Genomic DNA, 13561 nt, shown 5'->3' on the forward strand with positions numbered 1-13561 from the left:
GCCGACCCGGGCGCCGCGACGGCGAGGGCCCGCGCCGCTGCCGGTGGGGCGGCGGCGCTGCCGGGGCGCACGGCCTCGGGTGCTACCGGTGGCGCGACCGGGACCGGCGCCCCCGCCGCGAGGACGGACTCGTCCGCCGACTCCTCGCTCTCCGCGGCCGCGCCGCGGTGGGGCTTCGCGGGTGCGACCGACGCTCCGGTCGCGGGCGAGGGCGCGGTCGCGGTCGCGGTCGGGACGGGGCCGGACGTGTCGCCCGCCTGCGCTGCTCGCGGCGCGGCTGCGACGGCCACCGTCGCGGGCGCGGAAGGCACGGGGACGACTCCCGCCGCGCCGGCCTGACCGGTGACCGCTGCTCCGGTCGCCTCCTCCGCCGCCGCCGCTCGCGGCTGCGCCGCGCCACCGCCCGCCAGCGCACGCAGCGCGAGTCCGGCCTGCACCGCGAGCGCGACCGGCGTCGCCTTCGCGTCGTCCGTGCTCGCGCCCGCCACGTCCGCCTCGGCCGCGAAGCCCGCGCCGGCCCCCGCAGCGCTGCCGGCACCGGCACCGGCACCGGCACCGGCACCGAGCTGACCGGCGAGCAGCTGTGCGAAGGCGCCCGGAGTCGCCGTCGTCGCGCGCGCCGACACGGGCTGCGGCTGGGCCGCGCCCGGGTCGAGCAGCGCCTGCGTGATCGTCGTGCCCATCGTCAGCTCCCCACCAGTGCCGCGCGCGCCGCGAGCAGCTGCTGCGCCGTCCCGCTCGAACCGCTCGCGCCGTAGGACGGGAGCAGGGCGGGCAGCGAGCCGGCGGCCCCGCCCGAGCCGAGCATCGAGGTCAGGGCGCCGGCCCCGGAGTCGCCGGACGCCGCGCCGTACATGCCGACCAGCGCCGACGCCTGCGCCAGCCCGCTCGCCGTGAGCCCGCCCGCGGTCGCAGCGCCGAGCGCCGACACCGTCCCGGAGGACGCGTCGGCGGTCGCCGGCACGACCCGTCGGATGGTCGTGATGTCCGAGTCGTCGAACCAGGCCTTCTGCACCGACACGGTCCGGCCGGGGTAGGGCGCGTGGATCGCCTTGCCGTCGCCCATCCAGATCGCGATGTGGTCGCCGCCGTTCAGCACGATCAGGTCGCCGGGCTTCGCGTCCTTCAGCGAGGGCACCGCCTGGCCGATGGTCTGCTGCTGGTGCACCAGGCGCGGCACGTCGACGCCGAGGCTCTTGAACGACGCCTGCACGAGCCCCGAGCAGTCGATGCCGCTCTTCGACTCCCCGCCCAGCACGTAGGGCACGCCCTGGTACTGCAGCGCCGCCTTCACCACGTCGTCGCCCGTGACGCCGGAGCCGTTCAGCGCGGTGCCGACCGAGGACGCGCCCGTGGTGGCCGTCGCGCCGGAGAGCGCGGAGGCGAATCCGGCGCCGCCGTCGACGGAGGTCGCGGGGCTCGACGAGAGCAGCGCGAGGCGGCCCTGGATGTCGCTGATCTGCTGGGTGACGTCCGCGATGCTCACCGGTCGTCCTCCGCGTCGGGGCGCCGCCGGCCGGCCAGCTCGTCGAGCGCGGCCTGCTCGGTCCGCAGCTCCTCCACCCGCTGCTCCTCGTCGAATCGCTCCTCGAGCTTCTCGACGCTGCGCACGCCGCGCTTGGCGTCGCGGTGCCGCTGCTCGGCCTCGGAGACGACCAGCCGCTGGCTCTCCACGAGCGCCTCCAGGTCGGCCAGCATGGTGGCGGACGAGGCACGCGCTGCCGAGATCGCCGCGATGCCGCGGACGTCGCGCGCGTCGTGGCCGTGGTCGGACAGCTGGTCGAGCAGCTGGTGCCGCTCGCCCGCGAGCTCCGACGCGCGGGAGCGCGCGCGGACCATGTCGTACGCCGCCCGCTCCTCCCCCAGCTTGCGGAGGCGCAGCAGCCCGGCCAGGCCGAACACCACCATCAGTCGATCCCCATCGCTCCGACCAGCAGCGCGAGCCGGTGCCACGCCTCGTCAGCAGGCGTCACGTCGTCCATGTCCTGCCGGAGGAACGCCTCGATCTGCCCGGCGTAGGCGACGGCGGCGTCGACCCGCGGGTTCGAGCCGGCCGCGTAGGCGCCGACGTCGAGCAGGTCCTGCACGCCCCGGCGAGCGGCCATGGCGCTCCGCAGCGCCCGGGCGACGGCCTGCTGCTCGCGCGAGGTGACGCGGGAGGCGACGCGGCTGACGCTGCCGAGCACGTCGATCGACGGGAAGTGCCCCGCGGTCGCGAGCTTGCGGTCGAGCACGACGTGCCCGTCGAGGATCGAGCGGGCCGTGTCGGCGATCGGCTCGTTGTGGTCGTCGCCGTCCACGAGCACCGTGTAGATGCCGGTGACGGAGCCGACCGGTCCGGTGCCGGCGCGCTCGAGCAGCCGGGCGAGCAGCCCGAAGGTGCTCGGCGGGTAGCCGCGGGTGGCGGGCGGCTCGCCGGCCGCCAGGCCGATCTCGCGCTGGGCCATCGCGACGCGGGTCAGCGAGTCCATCATCAGCAGCGCGTGCTGCCCGCGGTCCCGGAACGACTCCGCGATCCGGGTCGCCGTGAAGGCGGCGCGGGCACGGGTGAGCGCCGGCTGGTCCGCGGTCGACACGATCACGACCGAGCGCGCGAGGCCCTCGGGGCCGAGGTCGTCCTCGAGGAACTCCCGCACCTCGCGGCCGCGCTCGCCGATCAGGGCGATCACGTTGACCTCGGCGTCGGTGCCGCGGGCGATCATCGACAGCAGCGACGACTTGCCGACACCGGAGCCGGCGAACAGACCGATCCGCTGGCCGCGGCCGACCGCGGTCAGGGTGTCGAGGGCGCGGACGCCGAGGGCGACCGGGGTGTCGATGCGGGCGCGCTCGAGCGCGGAGGGCGCCTCCGCGTCCACGGGGACCCGGTCGTCGAACTGCAGCGGACCGCGCCCGTCGATCGGGCGGCCGGTGGCGTCGAGCACCCGGCCGAGCAGGCCGAGCCCGGTCGGCACCGTCATGCGGCGGCCGGTCGGGCGCACGGGGGCGCCGACGTGGAGGTCCTCGATGCGGTCGATCGGCATCAGCGTGACGCCGTCGTCGGAGACGGCGACGACCTCTGCGCGCTCCCGGCGGTCGCCGACGAGCACGACCTCACCGATGCCCGCATCGACGCCGCGCACCACGATGCCGAGCCCGACCGCCGACACGACGCGGCCGAGCCGCTCCGGCAGGGCGGCGGCGCGCATCGCGGCCCAGGTGTCGACGCTCACTCGTCGCCGCCCGTCAGGGCGCGGCGGACGCGCTCGACGGCGCTCGAGATCCGCGCGTCGACGACGCCGTCGGGCAGGTCGACCATCGCGTCGCCCCGCTGCACGCGGGGGTCGGCGACGAGCCTGAGGTCGGCGTCCTCCTCCGCGACCGCGGCGACGAGCTCCACGTCCGCCGGGTGCATGCGGACGGTGCGGACCGGAGCGGGGCCGGCGGCCTCGATCGCCCGGCGCAGGGCCGCGGCGGCGGCGCCCTCGCGGTCCTCGAGGATCGCGCGGCCGAGGATCATGCCGGCGATCTCGATGGCGGCGGCGAGCACCTGCTCCTCGGTGCCCTCGAGCGCGGTCGTCGTCTGCTCGTTCAGCTGCGCGGCCGCCTCGCGCACCGCGACGAGCGCGGCCTGCAGGCCCGCGATCTCGTCGCCGAGCGCGCGGTCGGCCTCGGCCCGCAGCGCGGCGCGGTCGGCGTTCAGCGTCTCCGTCGCCGCGCGGCGGCCGGCGGCGTACCCGGCGGCGTGCCCCTGCACCCGGGCGCGCTCGTGCACCTCGGGCGTCTCGTCCTTCACCAGCTCCGGGAACGCGAGCGGCGTCATCCGCACCGCCACGGGGCGCGTGCGGGTGTCGTCCTGCTCGAACGCGACCGGGGCGGCGACCCGCGCGCGGGGCCTGGCCGGGGCGGGGCTCCCGAGCTCCGGGAACGCGATGGGCGCGAATGCGGCGCTAGTCGACATACTCTTCCTCCGGCTCGGCGGGCCCCGTCTCGGGGACGTCGGTCTCCTCGGCCGGGGCTTCCTCGCCCGCGACCTTCTTCAGCTCCAGGCCGGTCGTCCCGGCCAGCTCGCGGATCGCGCGCACGACCACGTTGCGCGCCTCCTCCACCTGCCGCTTCGGCACGCGGCCGAGCTCGCCGGCCTCCTCGGCCAGCGACTCGCGGTTGCGCTCCGACATGTTGGAGGTGATCGCGGACGAGATCTCGGACGCCGCGCCCTTCAGCGCGAGCGCCAGCGTCGAGAGGTCGACGCCGCGCAGCACCTGCTGGAGGTCGCGGTCCTGCAGGCGCGGCACGTCCTCGAACGACAGCAGCCGGGCGCGGACCTCGTCGGCGAGCAGGCCGTCCTTCTCGCGCAGGCCGTCCAGCAGGGCGCCCTCGTCGGCCGGCTCGGCGTGGTTCATGATGTCGACGAGCGGCTGCACGCGCAGCTGCGGCACCCCGGGCTCGCCGTCGTCGTCGATCGCGATCACCGTCTCGGAGGCGGCGAGCCGCGCGCGGCGGCGCAGGACGTCGGCGACGATCGAGCCCGCCTCCGGCGCCGGCGACGTCATCGTGGCGACCGCCCGCGCGATGTCGACGCGGCGCCCCGGGTCCTGCGACATCAGGATCTTGGCGGCGAGGTCGGGCCCCAGCTGCACCAGCACGAAGGCGACGACCTCGGCGCTGTCGTGCTCCACGAGCGCGGCCGCGCGGGCCGGCTCCAGCTCCTCGAGGAATGCGAACGTCGCGCTCGAGCCGGGCGCGGCGATGCGCTCCAGCAGCTCGGTCTGCCGCTCGCCCTCGAACGCCGCCTCGATCAGCTGCGTCGCGACGTCGTGGCCGGTCAGCTCCGTCGGCTCCGGCGGCGCCTCGACGAGGTCCTTGAACTGCTCGATCGCGAGCATGGCGTCGCGCCCGCTGACGTCGCGCATCCGCGCCATCTCGGCGGTGATCTCCTCCGCCTCCTCGGCCCCGAAGGTCCTGAGCACGGCGGAGGCGCGCTCGGTGCTCATGTTCATGAGCACGAGCGCGGCCTTCTGCACCCCGGTCAGCTCCCGGGTCTCGACCTCCGCGGTCATGCGCGGCTCCGCTCACCCATGAGCACCCGCAGGTACTCGGCGGTCTGCGCCGGGTCGCCGCCGGCGAGCGCGTCGACGTCGGCCTGCATCTGCGCGTACGCGGGGTCCGCGGTCGGCAGCACCTCGGTCGGCGCGATGCCCGCGGGCAGGCCTTGCGCCCCGGGCATGCCGGCCCAGCCGCCGAGCTGACCGGGCGCGCCGGCGCCGAGCAGGGCCGGGTCGCCGGGCAGCCCGCCCGGGACGACGCCGAGCACGCCGCCGTCGACGGCGGTCGCGGCGGGCTCCTCCCGCTTGAACAGCTTCTTCAGCAGGACGAACAGCAGGATCAGCAGCAGGAGCCCGCCGACCACCTTGATCGCGGTCGTGATGATCTCGGTCGTCTGCGCGGCGCCCGCGTCCTTCTGCGACTGCGCGAGCGCGGCCGCGGCCTGCTTCGCGGCGGCGTTCGAGAAGGGCAGGAAGTTCACCGACACCGAGTCGCCGCGCGCGGTGTTCACGCCGGCGGCGTTGGACACGAGCTGCGAGATCTGCGCGGTCGAGGCGATGGCGCCGGCCGGGGTGTTCACCGCGACGGCGATCGTCTGCCGGTTCAGCGTCCCGGGCACGATCGTCTCGTCCGTGACCGTCTTGTCGACCCCGTTGTTCTTCACGCCCTGCTTCGACACGTACTTGCCGCTGCTGCCGGTGCCGGCCGCGCCGCCGGCCGGGATGCTGGTCGTGTCGTTGCCGAGCACGCCGCTGGCCGCGCCGCCGTTCGCGGCGCCGCCGTTGTAGGTCTGCTCGTTGGTGCTCTCGGACAGCACGGGCGCCTGGCTCGGCGTCGTGTAGGTCTCGCTGCGCTTCGTGCCGGAGGAGCGGGACACGTCGGCGGCGACGGTCACCATCGCCTGGCCCGGGCCGAGCACCTTGTCGAGCATCGTCTGCACGGCGTCCCTGGTGCGGGCCTCGTAGTCGCTCGCCTGGTCGCTCGCCGCACCCGCGGTGCCGCCGCCGACCGCGGACAGGGTGTTGCCGCGCTGGTCGACGACCGACACGTTCGTGTCGGTCAGGCCCGGGTAGGCCGCGGACACCAGGTGCACGACGGCGCCGACCTGCGCGGAGGTCAGCGTGGAAGCGGTGTTCACGAACACGCTCGCCGTCGGGGACTGCTTCTCGTCGGAGAAGACCGTCTGCTCCGGGATCGCGAGCTGCACGCTCGCGGCCGAGACGCCCTGGATCGACTCGATCGTCTTGGCGAGCTCGCCCTCGATCGCGCGCTTGAAGGTGACGTCCTGCTGGAACTGGCTGGCCGTGACGCCCATGCTGTCGAGCAGGGAGTAGCCGCCCGCGCCGCTCGAGAGCAGGGTGGCGGTCGCCAGGCGCTCCGCGTCGACGCTGCCGGCGGGGACGAGGATCGTGGAGCCGCCGTCGGTCAGGTCGTACTGGACCTTGTCCTTCTGCAGCTGCGCGACCACGGCGGACGCCTCGGAGGCGGGCAGGTTCGAGTACAGCGGCGTCATCGTCGGCTTGCCGACGGCGTTCGCGAGCGCGATCCCGCCGAGGACGAGCACCGCGACGCCGATGATCGCGATGGTGCGCTGCGCGACGGTGAACTCGCGGATCGTCGCGAGCAGCCGGGTGCCCGCACCGTTCAGGCGCTTCACGCCTGCATCCGCATGATCTCGTTGAACGCCTCGACGCCCTTGTTGCGGACGGCGCTGACGAGCTCCATGGTCACCTGGGCGCGCGTGGCGGCCAGGGTCGCCTGGTGGATGTCGGTCAGGTCACCGGTGACCGCCTTCACGGCGAGGTCGTTCGCCGTGCTCTGCTGGTCGCTCAGGTTCTGGACCGCGTTCGTCAGCACGTTGCCGAAGCCGCTGCCGCCGGTGCTCTGCACCGCCGGCGTCGTGGGGATGCCGCCGAGGCCGGACAGGCCGCCGATCGCGGGGATCGCGGGGAAGGTCATCAGCTCCTGCCGATCTGCAGGGCCGCCTCGTAGGTCGTCTTCGCGCGGTCGACCACGGCGGCGTTCGCCTGGTACCCGCGCTGGGCCATGATCATCGAGGACATCTGCTCACCGAGGTCGATGTCGGGCATGCGGACGTAGCCGTCCTTGTCCGCGACCGGGTTCGTGGGGTCGTAGGTGAGCCGCCCGGCCGCGCTGCCGTGCTCCACGCCGACGACGGCGACGCCCTGGTCGCCCGCCTGCTCCTGCGCGTGGATGTACTCGGCCTGGAACGCGCTGCCGCTCGTCGGCTTCGCCGTGTTGACGTTGGCGATGTTGTTCGAGATCGCGTTCAGCCACGCCTGATGCGTGTTCAGGGCCGACGCGGCGATGCCGATGGCGTCCATCAGCTCGTCCTCATCGCCGAGCGCGTCAGGTCGAAGTCGAGGTTCACCGCGCGGGTCGCGAACTGGTACCGCAGCACCGTCTCGATGTTGTTCAGGGTCTCGTTGTCGAGGCTGACGTTGTTCCCGTCCTGCCGGGTCGGCGCGTCGGAGACGCCGGTGGTCGCGATCGCCGCGCCGCTGCCCGCCTCGACGGACTGGGCGAGCGCCTGCTCGAACGACACGGTGCGCGCGTGGTAGTTCGGCGTGTTCACGTTCGCGATGTTCTGCGCGATCGTGCGCTGGCGCAGGGCCAGGCCGTCGAGCGCGCTGGACAGCGCGTTCATGGACACCGAATCGAACACGGCGCATTCCGTTCTCAGTCGAGGGGAAGCGATGCGCGGCCGATCCGTGGCCTGGTGAACCGAGCGATCCGTGCTCGATGCAGCGACGCTATGCGCAACCTTCAACCCGAGGTGGAAGCGACGCGCCCTCATTCGGCCGAGGACCGCCCTCATTCGGGGGCCATGTCCGTTTTGAAGGTGATCCGGTCGCCCAGCCGGCAGATCCAGAGATCCCCTACGACCGGATCACCTTCAAAACGGACTCAGCGACCCGCTCTCCGCTGGTCGAGGTGCGGAGCGCAGCGGAGCCTTGAGCGACGTCCTGAGGCTCTCGAAGGGACCACCCCCGCCAGCAGTCCACCCCCGTCGGTCGAGGTGCGGAGCGCAGCGGAGCCTCGAGCGATGTCCTGAGGCTCTCGAAGGGACCACCTCCGCCCGCGGGCTCGAGTGATCTCGAGGCTCGCTGCGCTCGCACCTCGATCAACGGCGGAGGTGCGGAGACGGTCTTCAGCCCACGCGGTCGACGTACACCGGCGCGCTCGACAGCGCGCGGCGCGGGGCGGGCCGGCGCGTGGCGGCGAGCGACGCCGCGACCTCGGCGCGCTCGGAGCGCAGCCGCTCGAGCAGCCGGCGCTGCCGGCCGAGGATCCCGTTGGCGCGGTGCTGCTCCTCGTCGTCCATCGGACGGATCGAGGTCGGCGGCTCCCAGCCCTGCAGGGCGGAGAGGTCGCCGGTCTCGGCCGCGACGACCCGCTCCTCCAGGTCGTCGAGCACCGGGCCCCAGGGATCCCAGGCCATCAGCCGACCGCGTCCCGGCGCAGCGCCGCCTCGTGCATGGCGACCTTGAGCGCGGCCTCGTGCCACGCGGTGCGCAGGGGCTCGAGCAGCCGGATGCACTCGCGGGTCTTCTCGACGTCGCGGCCGGTGTTCGCCCGCATCATGCCGTTCAGCACGTACGAGTAGATGGCCACCAGGCCGGGGCCGCCGTCCCACACGTCGGGCCGCAGGCTGTTCATCAGCTCGCCGACGATCTCCTGCGCGTGCAGCAGCTGCGCGGAGGCGGTGGGCCAGTCCGCGGTCAGCTGCGCGGCCTCCGCGCGCTGCAGGTCGAGCAGCAGGCGGTCGTACAGCATGACGAGCAGCTTCGCCGGGGAGGCGTTCAGCACGCTGTCGCGGTTGTAGAGGGAGCGGGCGGCGGCGAGGTCGTTGCGCATGTGTTGGCTACTTCGTGCTCTGGTAGTTGGTCGTCAGCCCGGAGATCTGGCTGGTGAGGTAGCTCGCCTGCGAGCTGAGGCTGTTCAACGCGGTCTCGAGCGCGTTGAACTGGTTCGTGTACTGCTGCTGGATCGCGGCGAGCCGCGTGTCCCAGTCGCCGATCTCCTTGTTCAGGTTCGACTCGGTCGACTGCTGCGACGTGATCTTCTGCGTCAGCGTGCCGGTCGTCGAGTTCGACGCGGCGTCGGCCGCCTTCGCGACCCGGCCGGCGATCGTCTGGAACAGCGAGGTCGTGCCGCTCGGGTCGCTCTGCATCGCCGCAGCGAACTTCGCCTGGTCGAAGGTGATCGTCCCGTCCTTGGTGAGGTTGATGCCGATCGTCGACGGGGAGGTCGTGGTGCCGACCGCGCCCGACACGGCGCTCAGCAGGGCGTCCTTGACGGACCGCACGAGCGAGTCGCCGGTGAAGACGCTGCCGGTGGTGCTGGACGAGGTGCCGCTGGTGCTCGCCGTCGTCGTGATCGCGGTGGCGGCGGCGATGCCGGAGAACAGCGTGGTGAGGCTCGCGGTCAGCGTCTGCGCACTGGTCGTCGCAGCGGTGGAGTCTGCAGCGATCGTGACGGTGGCGGCCGCGGTGCTGACGGCCGAGACCGTGACGTCGACGCCGCCGAGCAGCGAGGAGAACGTGTTGCTCGTCGAGCTGACCTGCTGCTCCGCGCCCGGCACGTTCTTGTAGAGCGTCAGCTGCGCGCTCTGCGCCGTGGAGACGTTCGTCACGGCGACGGGCGGGGCGCTCGTGTCGCTCCCCTGGTAGACCGAGAAGCCGTTGCCGTCACCCGTCGCACCGCGCAGCTGCAGGCGGAAGATCGTCTTGCCGTCCTGGTCGGTGCCGGACGCGATCTTGGTCGCCGTGATCCCGGTGCCGGACCCGTTGATCGCGCCGACGACGTCGTCGAGGTTCGTCGAGGCGGCGGTGAAGGTCTTGGCAGCACCGGTGCCGACCTGGATCGTGATGTCGGGCTTCCCGGTGCCGGCGGGGTCGGGCCAGGCGGTCATCGCGCCGGTGACGGAGACCTGCGCCTTCGCCAGCTGGTCGACGGTGAAGGAGACGGACCCGGCGGAGGCGGTGCTCGACGCCTGGGCGGTCACGCCGCTCGTGTCGCTGGTCGCGGTGAAGGAGGCGAGCGCGCCGGGCTTCGCTGCGGCGGCTGCGGTCGTCGCGATGGCGGCGACGGAGGTGTTGAGGGACTGCAGCGCGGTCCGGTACGTCGTCGCGCTGGACAGCTGCGTCTTCAGCTGGTTCTGCGGCAGCGCCTCGATCGACATCAGCTTGGTGATGATGCCGCTCGTGTCGAGGCCGCTCGAGAGCCCGGAGATCCCGAGCCCGGACAGCGAGGTGCCGGAGATGCCCGCCATCGGGGTCTCCTTCCTCGAGCAGTGGTGGGGTGCGGGGGGAACGACCGAAGCCGCGGCGACGCGAGGACCTGGAGCGGCCTCGCGTCACCGCGGCATCGGGTGGATCAGCCGAGCAGCTTGAGCGCCAGCTGCGGCAGCGAGTTCGCCTGGGCGAGCATCGCGGTACCGGACTGCGACAGCACGTTCGCCCGGGTGTAGTTGACCATCTCCTGCGCCATGTCGACGTCGGTGATGCGGCTCTTCGCAGCGGTCAGGTTCTGCACCGAGGTGCTGATCGTGGAGACCACGTTGTTGAACCGGTTCTCGATCGCACCAATGTTCGCGCGGGCCTTCGAGACGTTCGCGATCTGCGCATCAATGGCCGTGATCGCGGCCTGTGCGTTCACGGCAGAGTCGAACTTGATCGACCCGGCGTTGGCCACTGCGGCCGTACCCGCCTCGTGGAGCGCCCCGTTGGTACCCGTCCCGTCATCGGACGTGACCGCACTGCCGTCCTTCGCCGTGACCAGCAGCTTGAACGTCCCGCTGTCGTTGATCTTCACCGCCGTGAATGTCGCCGAGAAGGCGGAGTCACCGCTGAGCGCAGCGATGGCCTTATCGACCTTCGCCTCGTTGAGCTGGGCAGCGGTCATCGACGAATTGGTGTACCCATCAGCAGCGGTCAGCGCGTCGCTCGTCGCATCCGACACGTCGTACTTCGTGGTGGAACCATTGTCATTCGTCGCGATGAACGACGTCACGGTCTTGATCTGTGCAGTCGTGAACTTGTCACCCGACGAGCCGTTAGTGAGGGCCGCAGCCACCCCAGCGAGATTCGCGCCTGACAGGTCGACCGTGATCTGGCTCTGGGAGTTTCCGTCAGCACCCACCTGGAAGCGGAAGGCCTGAGTAGAGCCGTCGAGCAGGTTCGTACCGTTGAAGTTGACCGAGCTACCGATACGGGCGAGTTCCGCCGTAAGGCTGGTCGCCTCCGAAGTGATCGCCGCACGAGCACTGGTGCTGTTCGAGTCGTTGCCCGCCTGCACCGCGAGGTCGCGGAGCCGGCCGAGGATCGACTGCGCCTGGCTGAGCGCGCCGTCTGCGGTCTGCACGAGCGAGGTGCCGTCCTGCGCGTTTCGGGCCGCCTGCTGCAGGCCCGAGACCTGAGCGCCGAGCTGCGTGGAGATCGTGAGACCCGCCGCATCGTCACCGGCCTGGTTGATGCGCAGACCGCTGGACAGCCGCTCGAGCGACTTGCTCAGCGAGTTCTGCACGTTGGTCAGGTTGCGATACGTGTTGAGCGCATCGTTGTTGGTGTTGATTGCGAATCCCATGATGTTCCTCCGTGATTACTGGGATGTGGACAGTGCGGTCCATCCGTGGTCCGACGCGAATGCCTATCGGCGCTGATTCCCCGCCGGTAAGCCGTCGCCCCGAAGTAGGGGCACTGCTCGGTGTTCAGTTATGAGGTCGATCAGGACGCCGCGCGGACGACGACCGGTGCCGGCATCGTCATCCCGGCGGCCGAAGTCTCCGCGAGGCGCGCCAGGTAGGCCGCGCGCCGCGCCGGGGCCGTCTTCGAGCCGGCGTCGATCGTCGGCGCGGGCCCCGTCGCATAGTGCGTCTGCAGGCCCTCGCGCATCATGCGAACGGCTTCGGAGCGCTGCTGCGACACCGCGCTGTGCGTCAGCCCCAGCTCCGTCGCCAGGTCGCCGACCGTGCGCTCGTGGAAGTAGACCTGCTCGACGATGTAGCGCATCCGCTCCGGCAGGCTCTTCACCGCGGCGGTGACGTAGCGGGTGCGCTCGGTCTCGAGCACCGCCTCCTCCGGCCCGACCGTCGAGGCGGCGATGACGTCCGAGACCGTCTCGTCCAGTGCCGACACAGATCGCTGCGCGTCCGCCATCGCCTCGGCGGCGGACGCCCGGTCGACGCCGAGCGACTCCGCCAGCTCGTCGAGCGTGGGCGTGCGGCCGAGCGCCGAGGTCAGGCGCTCCTGCACCTTCAGCGACTCCTTGATGCGGCGGCGGGCCGTGCGGGTCGCCCAGTCGGCGGCGCGCATCTCGTCCGCGATGGCGCCGAGCACCCGCCTGCGGGCGAAGGCGCCGAAGGGCACGCCCTGCGCGGGGTCGAAGCTCTCCGCGGCCATGACGAGGCCCAGCGCGCCGGCAGCGGCGAGGTCGTCGCGCGACAGGTGGGTCGCCTTCCGGGCGACCTCGTTCACGAGGTACCCGACGATGGCGAGGTTCTCGCGCACCAGGCGGTCGCGCTCCGTGCGTGCCGTCATGACTCCCCCTCGTGGATGGCGGCGCGTCACGGCCGCGGCTCGAACGTAGGAGCGGCCCTCCCGTTCCCGACCGCTCGCCCCGCCCCCACTTCGGGCGCCCGCGGCACACTCCGAAACGCACGCTTGCCCCGTCTTGTCACAACGCGCCGCGCGAGACCGCAACCAGTGGCAAGCCCGCGCGCTCGGCAGCGCGGACTTGCCTCGTGTTGCGACGACACCCCGTCCTCGACGACAAGAAGTGGCAAGCCCGCGTCCCTGGCAGCGCGGACCTGCCATTTGTTGTCGTGACGCGCCGCGCGGGATCGCAAGAAGTGGCAAGTCCGCGTTCCGTGGCCCCAGTTCGGGTGCGTCGCGCCTCCCGTGCCGCGTGGTTCCGCGGCAGTACCGTGCCCGCGACGAGCAGCCCGCTTACGTGCGGGCGCCGCCGGCCGACAGTGGGATCCGCCATGACGGACGAAGGAGGAGGACCGCGATGAGCGCCAACGACCTCTCCACCCTGCTGTGGCGCGAGCGCGAGCTGCTCGACATGCTCGTCTTCAAGCTGGAGGAGGAGCAGCTGCTGCTCACCGCCGGCCGCAGCAAGTGGCTGCACCACGCCACCCGGGAGGTGGAGGCGGTGCTCGGGCACCTGCGCACCACGGGCATCGAGCGCACCGTCGAGGCCTCCGCGGTCGCGATCGAGTGGGGCCTGCCGGAGGACGCGACGCTGCGGCAGCTGGTCGACGGCGCCCCCGACGGCGCGTGGCGCGAGATCCTCCAGTCGCACCTGTCGGCGCTCACCGCGCTGACCGCGCAGATCGCCGACGTCCGCGACACGAATCTCACCTACCTGCGCGCGGCCACCCGCGCGACGCAGGAGACCCTCGCGACGGTCGGCACCGGCGCGCCCGCGAGCCAGGAGTACACCGGCCGCGGCGTGCGCCAGTCCGGCTCCGGCGGCTACGCCCACCTCTTCGACCGTCGGGCCTGACGCG

At 72.6% G+C, this 13561-nt stretch carries 15 protein-coding genes and 1 pseudogene; 1 reads left to right on the forward strand and 15 read right to left on the reverse strand.

The features are described 5' to 3' along the window. The 15 genes and pseudogenes from ACFSBI_RS11715 to ACFSBI_RS11785 all read right to left on the reverse strand — a co-directional run. Positions 1 to 683: pseudogene (locus ACFSBI_RS11715) on the reverse strand (hypothetical protein); the annotation flags it as partial. A 2-nt stretch (positions 684 to 685) separates the two neighbouring features. After that, complete coding sequence (locus tag ACFSBI_RS11720; RefSeq protein WP_377935129.1) at positions 686 to 1486, reverse strand: C40 family peptidase; 801 nt, start codon at positions 1484 to 1486, stop codon at positions 686 to 688. Continuing rightward, positions 1483 to 1908 carry a flagellar FliJ family protein gene (locus ACFSBI_RS11725; RefSeq protein ID WP_377935131.1) on the reverse strand — a complete coding sequence of 142 codons (426 nt, stop codon included), beginning with the start codon at positions 1906 to 1908 and terminating at the stop codon, positions 1483 to 1485. The genes ACFSBI_RS11720 and ACFSBI_RS11725 overlap by 4 nt, the downstream gene beginning before the upstream one ends. Continuing rightward, positions 1908 to 3188 (reverse strand): FliI/YscN family ATPase, encoded by a 1281-nt coding sequence (locus tag ACFSBI_RS11730; RefSeq protein WP_377935261.1) that lies wholly within the window; start codon positions 3186 to 3188, stop codon positions 1908 to 1910. Before ACFSBI_RS11730 ends, ACFSBI_RS11725 begins: the two co-directional genes overlap by 1 nt. Before the next feature lie 20 nt (positions 3189 to 3208). Beyond that, positions 3209 to 3940, reverse strand: a complete 732-nt coding sequence (locus ACFSBI_RS11735; protein WP_377935133.1) for a FliH/SctL family protein — start codon at positions 3938 to 3940, stop codon at positions 3209 to 3211. Then, on the reverse strand, positions 3930 to 5039 hold the full coding sequence (locus tag ACFSBI_RS11740; protein WP_377935135.1) for a flagellar motor switch protein FliG: 1110 nt from the start codon (positions 5037 to 5039) through the stop codon (positions 3930 to 3932). The genes ACFSBI_RS11735 and ACFSBI_RS11740 overlap by 11 nt, the downstream gene beginning before the upstream one ends. Continuing rightward, positions 5036 to 6682 carry a flagellar basal-body MS-ring/collar protein FliF gene (gene fliF / locus ACFSBI_RS11745; protein WP_377935137.1) on the reverse strand — a complete coding sequence of 549 codons (1647 nt, stop codon included), beginning with the start codon at positions 6680 to 6682 and terminating at the stop codon, positions 5036 to 5038. Before fliF ends, ACFSBI_RS11740 begins: the two co-directional genes overlap by 4 nt. Next, a complete protein-coding gene (gene fliE / locus ACFSBI_RS11750) occupies positions 6679 to 6984 on the reverse strand; it encodes a flagellar hook-basal body complex protein FliE (protein WP_377935139.1) in 306 nt (101 codons plus the stop codon). The genes fliF and fliE overlap by 4 nt, the downstream gene beginning before the upstream one ends. Then, on the reverse strand, positions 6984 to 7370 hold the full coding sequence (locus tag ACFSBI_RS11755; protein WP_377935141.1) for a flagellar basal body rod protein FlgC: 387 nt from the start codon (positions 7368 to 7370) through the stop codon (positions 6984 to 6986). The genes fliE and ACFSBI_RS11755 overlap by 1 nt, the downstream gene beginning before the upstream one ends. After that, entirely contained in the window at positions 7370 to 7711 is a 342-nt protein-coding gene (locus ACFSBI_RS11760; RefSeq protein WP_377935142.1) for a flagellar basal body rod protein FlgB, read from the reverse strand. Before ACFSBI_RS11760 ends, ACFSBI_RS11755 begins: the two co-directional genes overlap by 1 nt. A gap of 486 nt (positions 7712 to 8197) precedes the next feature. Beyond that, positions 8198 to 8488, reverse strand: a complete 291-nt coding sequence (locus ACFSBI_RS11765) for a hypothetical protein (protein ID WP_377935144.1) — start codon at positions 8486 to 8488, stop codon at positions 8198 to 8200. Then, positions 8488 to 8904, reverse strand: coding sequence for a flagellar export chaperone FliS (locus ACFSBI_RS11770; RefSeq protein ID WP_377935146.1), 417 nt, complete (start codon positions 8902 to 8904; stop codon positions 8488 to 8490). Before ACFSBI_RS11770 ends, ACFSBI_RS11765 begins: the two co-directional genes overlap by 1 nt. Positions 8905 to 8911: 7 nt before the next feature. Beyond that, on the reverse strand, positions 8912 to 10321 hold the full coding sequence (fliD, locus tag ACFSBI_RS11775; protein ID WP_377935148.1) for a flagellar filament capping protein FliD: 1410 nt from the start codon (positions 10319 to 10321) through the stop codon (positions 8912 to 8914). 104 nt (positions 10322 to 10425) lie between these two features. Beyond that, positions 10426 to 11634 (reverse strand): flagellin N-terminal helical domain-containing protein, encoded by a 1209-nt coding sequence (locus tag ACFSBI_RS11780; RefSeq protein ID WP_377935150.1) that lies wholly within the window; start codon positions 11632 to 11634, stop codon positions 10426 to 10428. 140 nt (positions 11635 to 11774) lie between these two features. After that, complete coding sequence (locus tag ACFSBI_RS11785; RefSeq protein ID WP_377935152.1) at positions 11775 to 12587, reverse strand: sigma-70 family RNA polymerase sigma factor; 813 nt, start codon at positions 12585 to 12587, stop codon at positions 11775 to 11777. 472 nt (positions 12588 to 13059) lie between these two features. Here ACFSBI_RS11785 and ACFSBI_RS11790 point away from each other — a divergent pair, with 472 nt between their 5' ends. Then, positions 13060 to 13557: a flagellar protein FlgN gene (locus ACFSBI_RS11790; RefSeq protein WP_377935153.1), complete on the forward strand. Its 498-nt coding sequence runs from the start codon at positions 13060 to 13062 to the stop codon at positions 13555 to 13557. The last annotated feature ends 4 nt before the right edge of the window (positions 13558 to 13561 follow it).

The sequence above is a fragment of the Amnibacterium endophyticum genome, from assembly GCF_042680685.1.
Classification (GTDB): Bacteria; Actinomycetota; Actinomycetes; order Actinomycetales; family Microbacteriaceae; genus Amnibacterium; species Amnibacterium endophyticum.

Coding starts and splice junctions, on each gene's coding strand:
- ACFSBI_RS11725 (WP_377935131.1), bottom strand. CDS start 1,908: ATGGTGGTGTTCGGCCTGGCCGGGCTGCTGCGCCTCCGCAAGCTGGGG.
- ACFSBI_RS11730 (WP_377935261.1), bottom strand. CDS start 3,188: ATGCGCGCCGCCGCCCTGCCGGAGCGGCTCGGCCGCGTCGTGTCGGCG.
- ACFSBI_RS11735 (WP_377935133.1), bottom strand. CDS start 3,940: ATGTCGACTAGCGCCGCATTCGCGCCCATCGCGTTCCCGGAGCTCGGG.
- ACFSBI_RS11740 (WP_377935135.1), bottom strand. CDS start 5,039: ATGACCGCGGAGGTCGAGACCCGGGAGCTGACCGGGGTGCAGAAGGCC.
- fliE (WP_377935139.1), bottom strand. CDS start 6,984: ATGACCTTCCCCGCGATCCCCGCGATCGGCGGCCTGTCCGGCCTCGGC.
- ACFSBI_RS11755 (WP_377935141.1), bottom strand. CDS start 7,370: ATGGACGCCATCGGCATCGCCGCGTCGGCCCTGAACACGCATCAGGCG.
- ACFSBI_RS11765 (WP_377935144.1), bottom strand. CDS start 8,488: ATGGCCTGGGATCCCTGGGGCCCGGTGCTCGACGACCTGGAGGAGCGG.
- ACFSBI_RS11770 (WP_377935146.1), bottom strand. CDS start 8,904: ATGCGCAACGACCTCGCCGCCGCCCGCTCCCTCTACAACCGCGACAGC.
- fliD (WP_377935148.1), bottom strand. CDS start 10,321: ATGGCGGGCATCTCCGGCACCTCGCTGTCCGGGCTCGGGATCTCCGGG.
- ACFSBI_RS11780 (WP_377935150.1), bottom strand. CDS start 11,634: ATGGGATTCGCAATCAACACCAACAACGATGCGCTCAACACGTATCGC.
- ACFSBI_RS11785 (WP_377935152.1), bottom strand. CDS start 12,587: ATGACGGCACGCACGGAGCGCGACCGCCTGGTGCGCGAGAACCTCGCC.
- ACFSBI_RS11790 (WP_377935153.1), top strand. CDS start 13,060: ATGAGCGCCAACGACCTCTCCACCCTGCTGTGGCGCGAGCGCGAGCTG.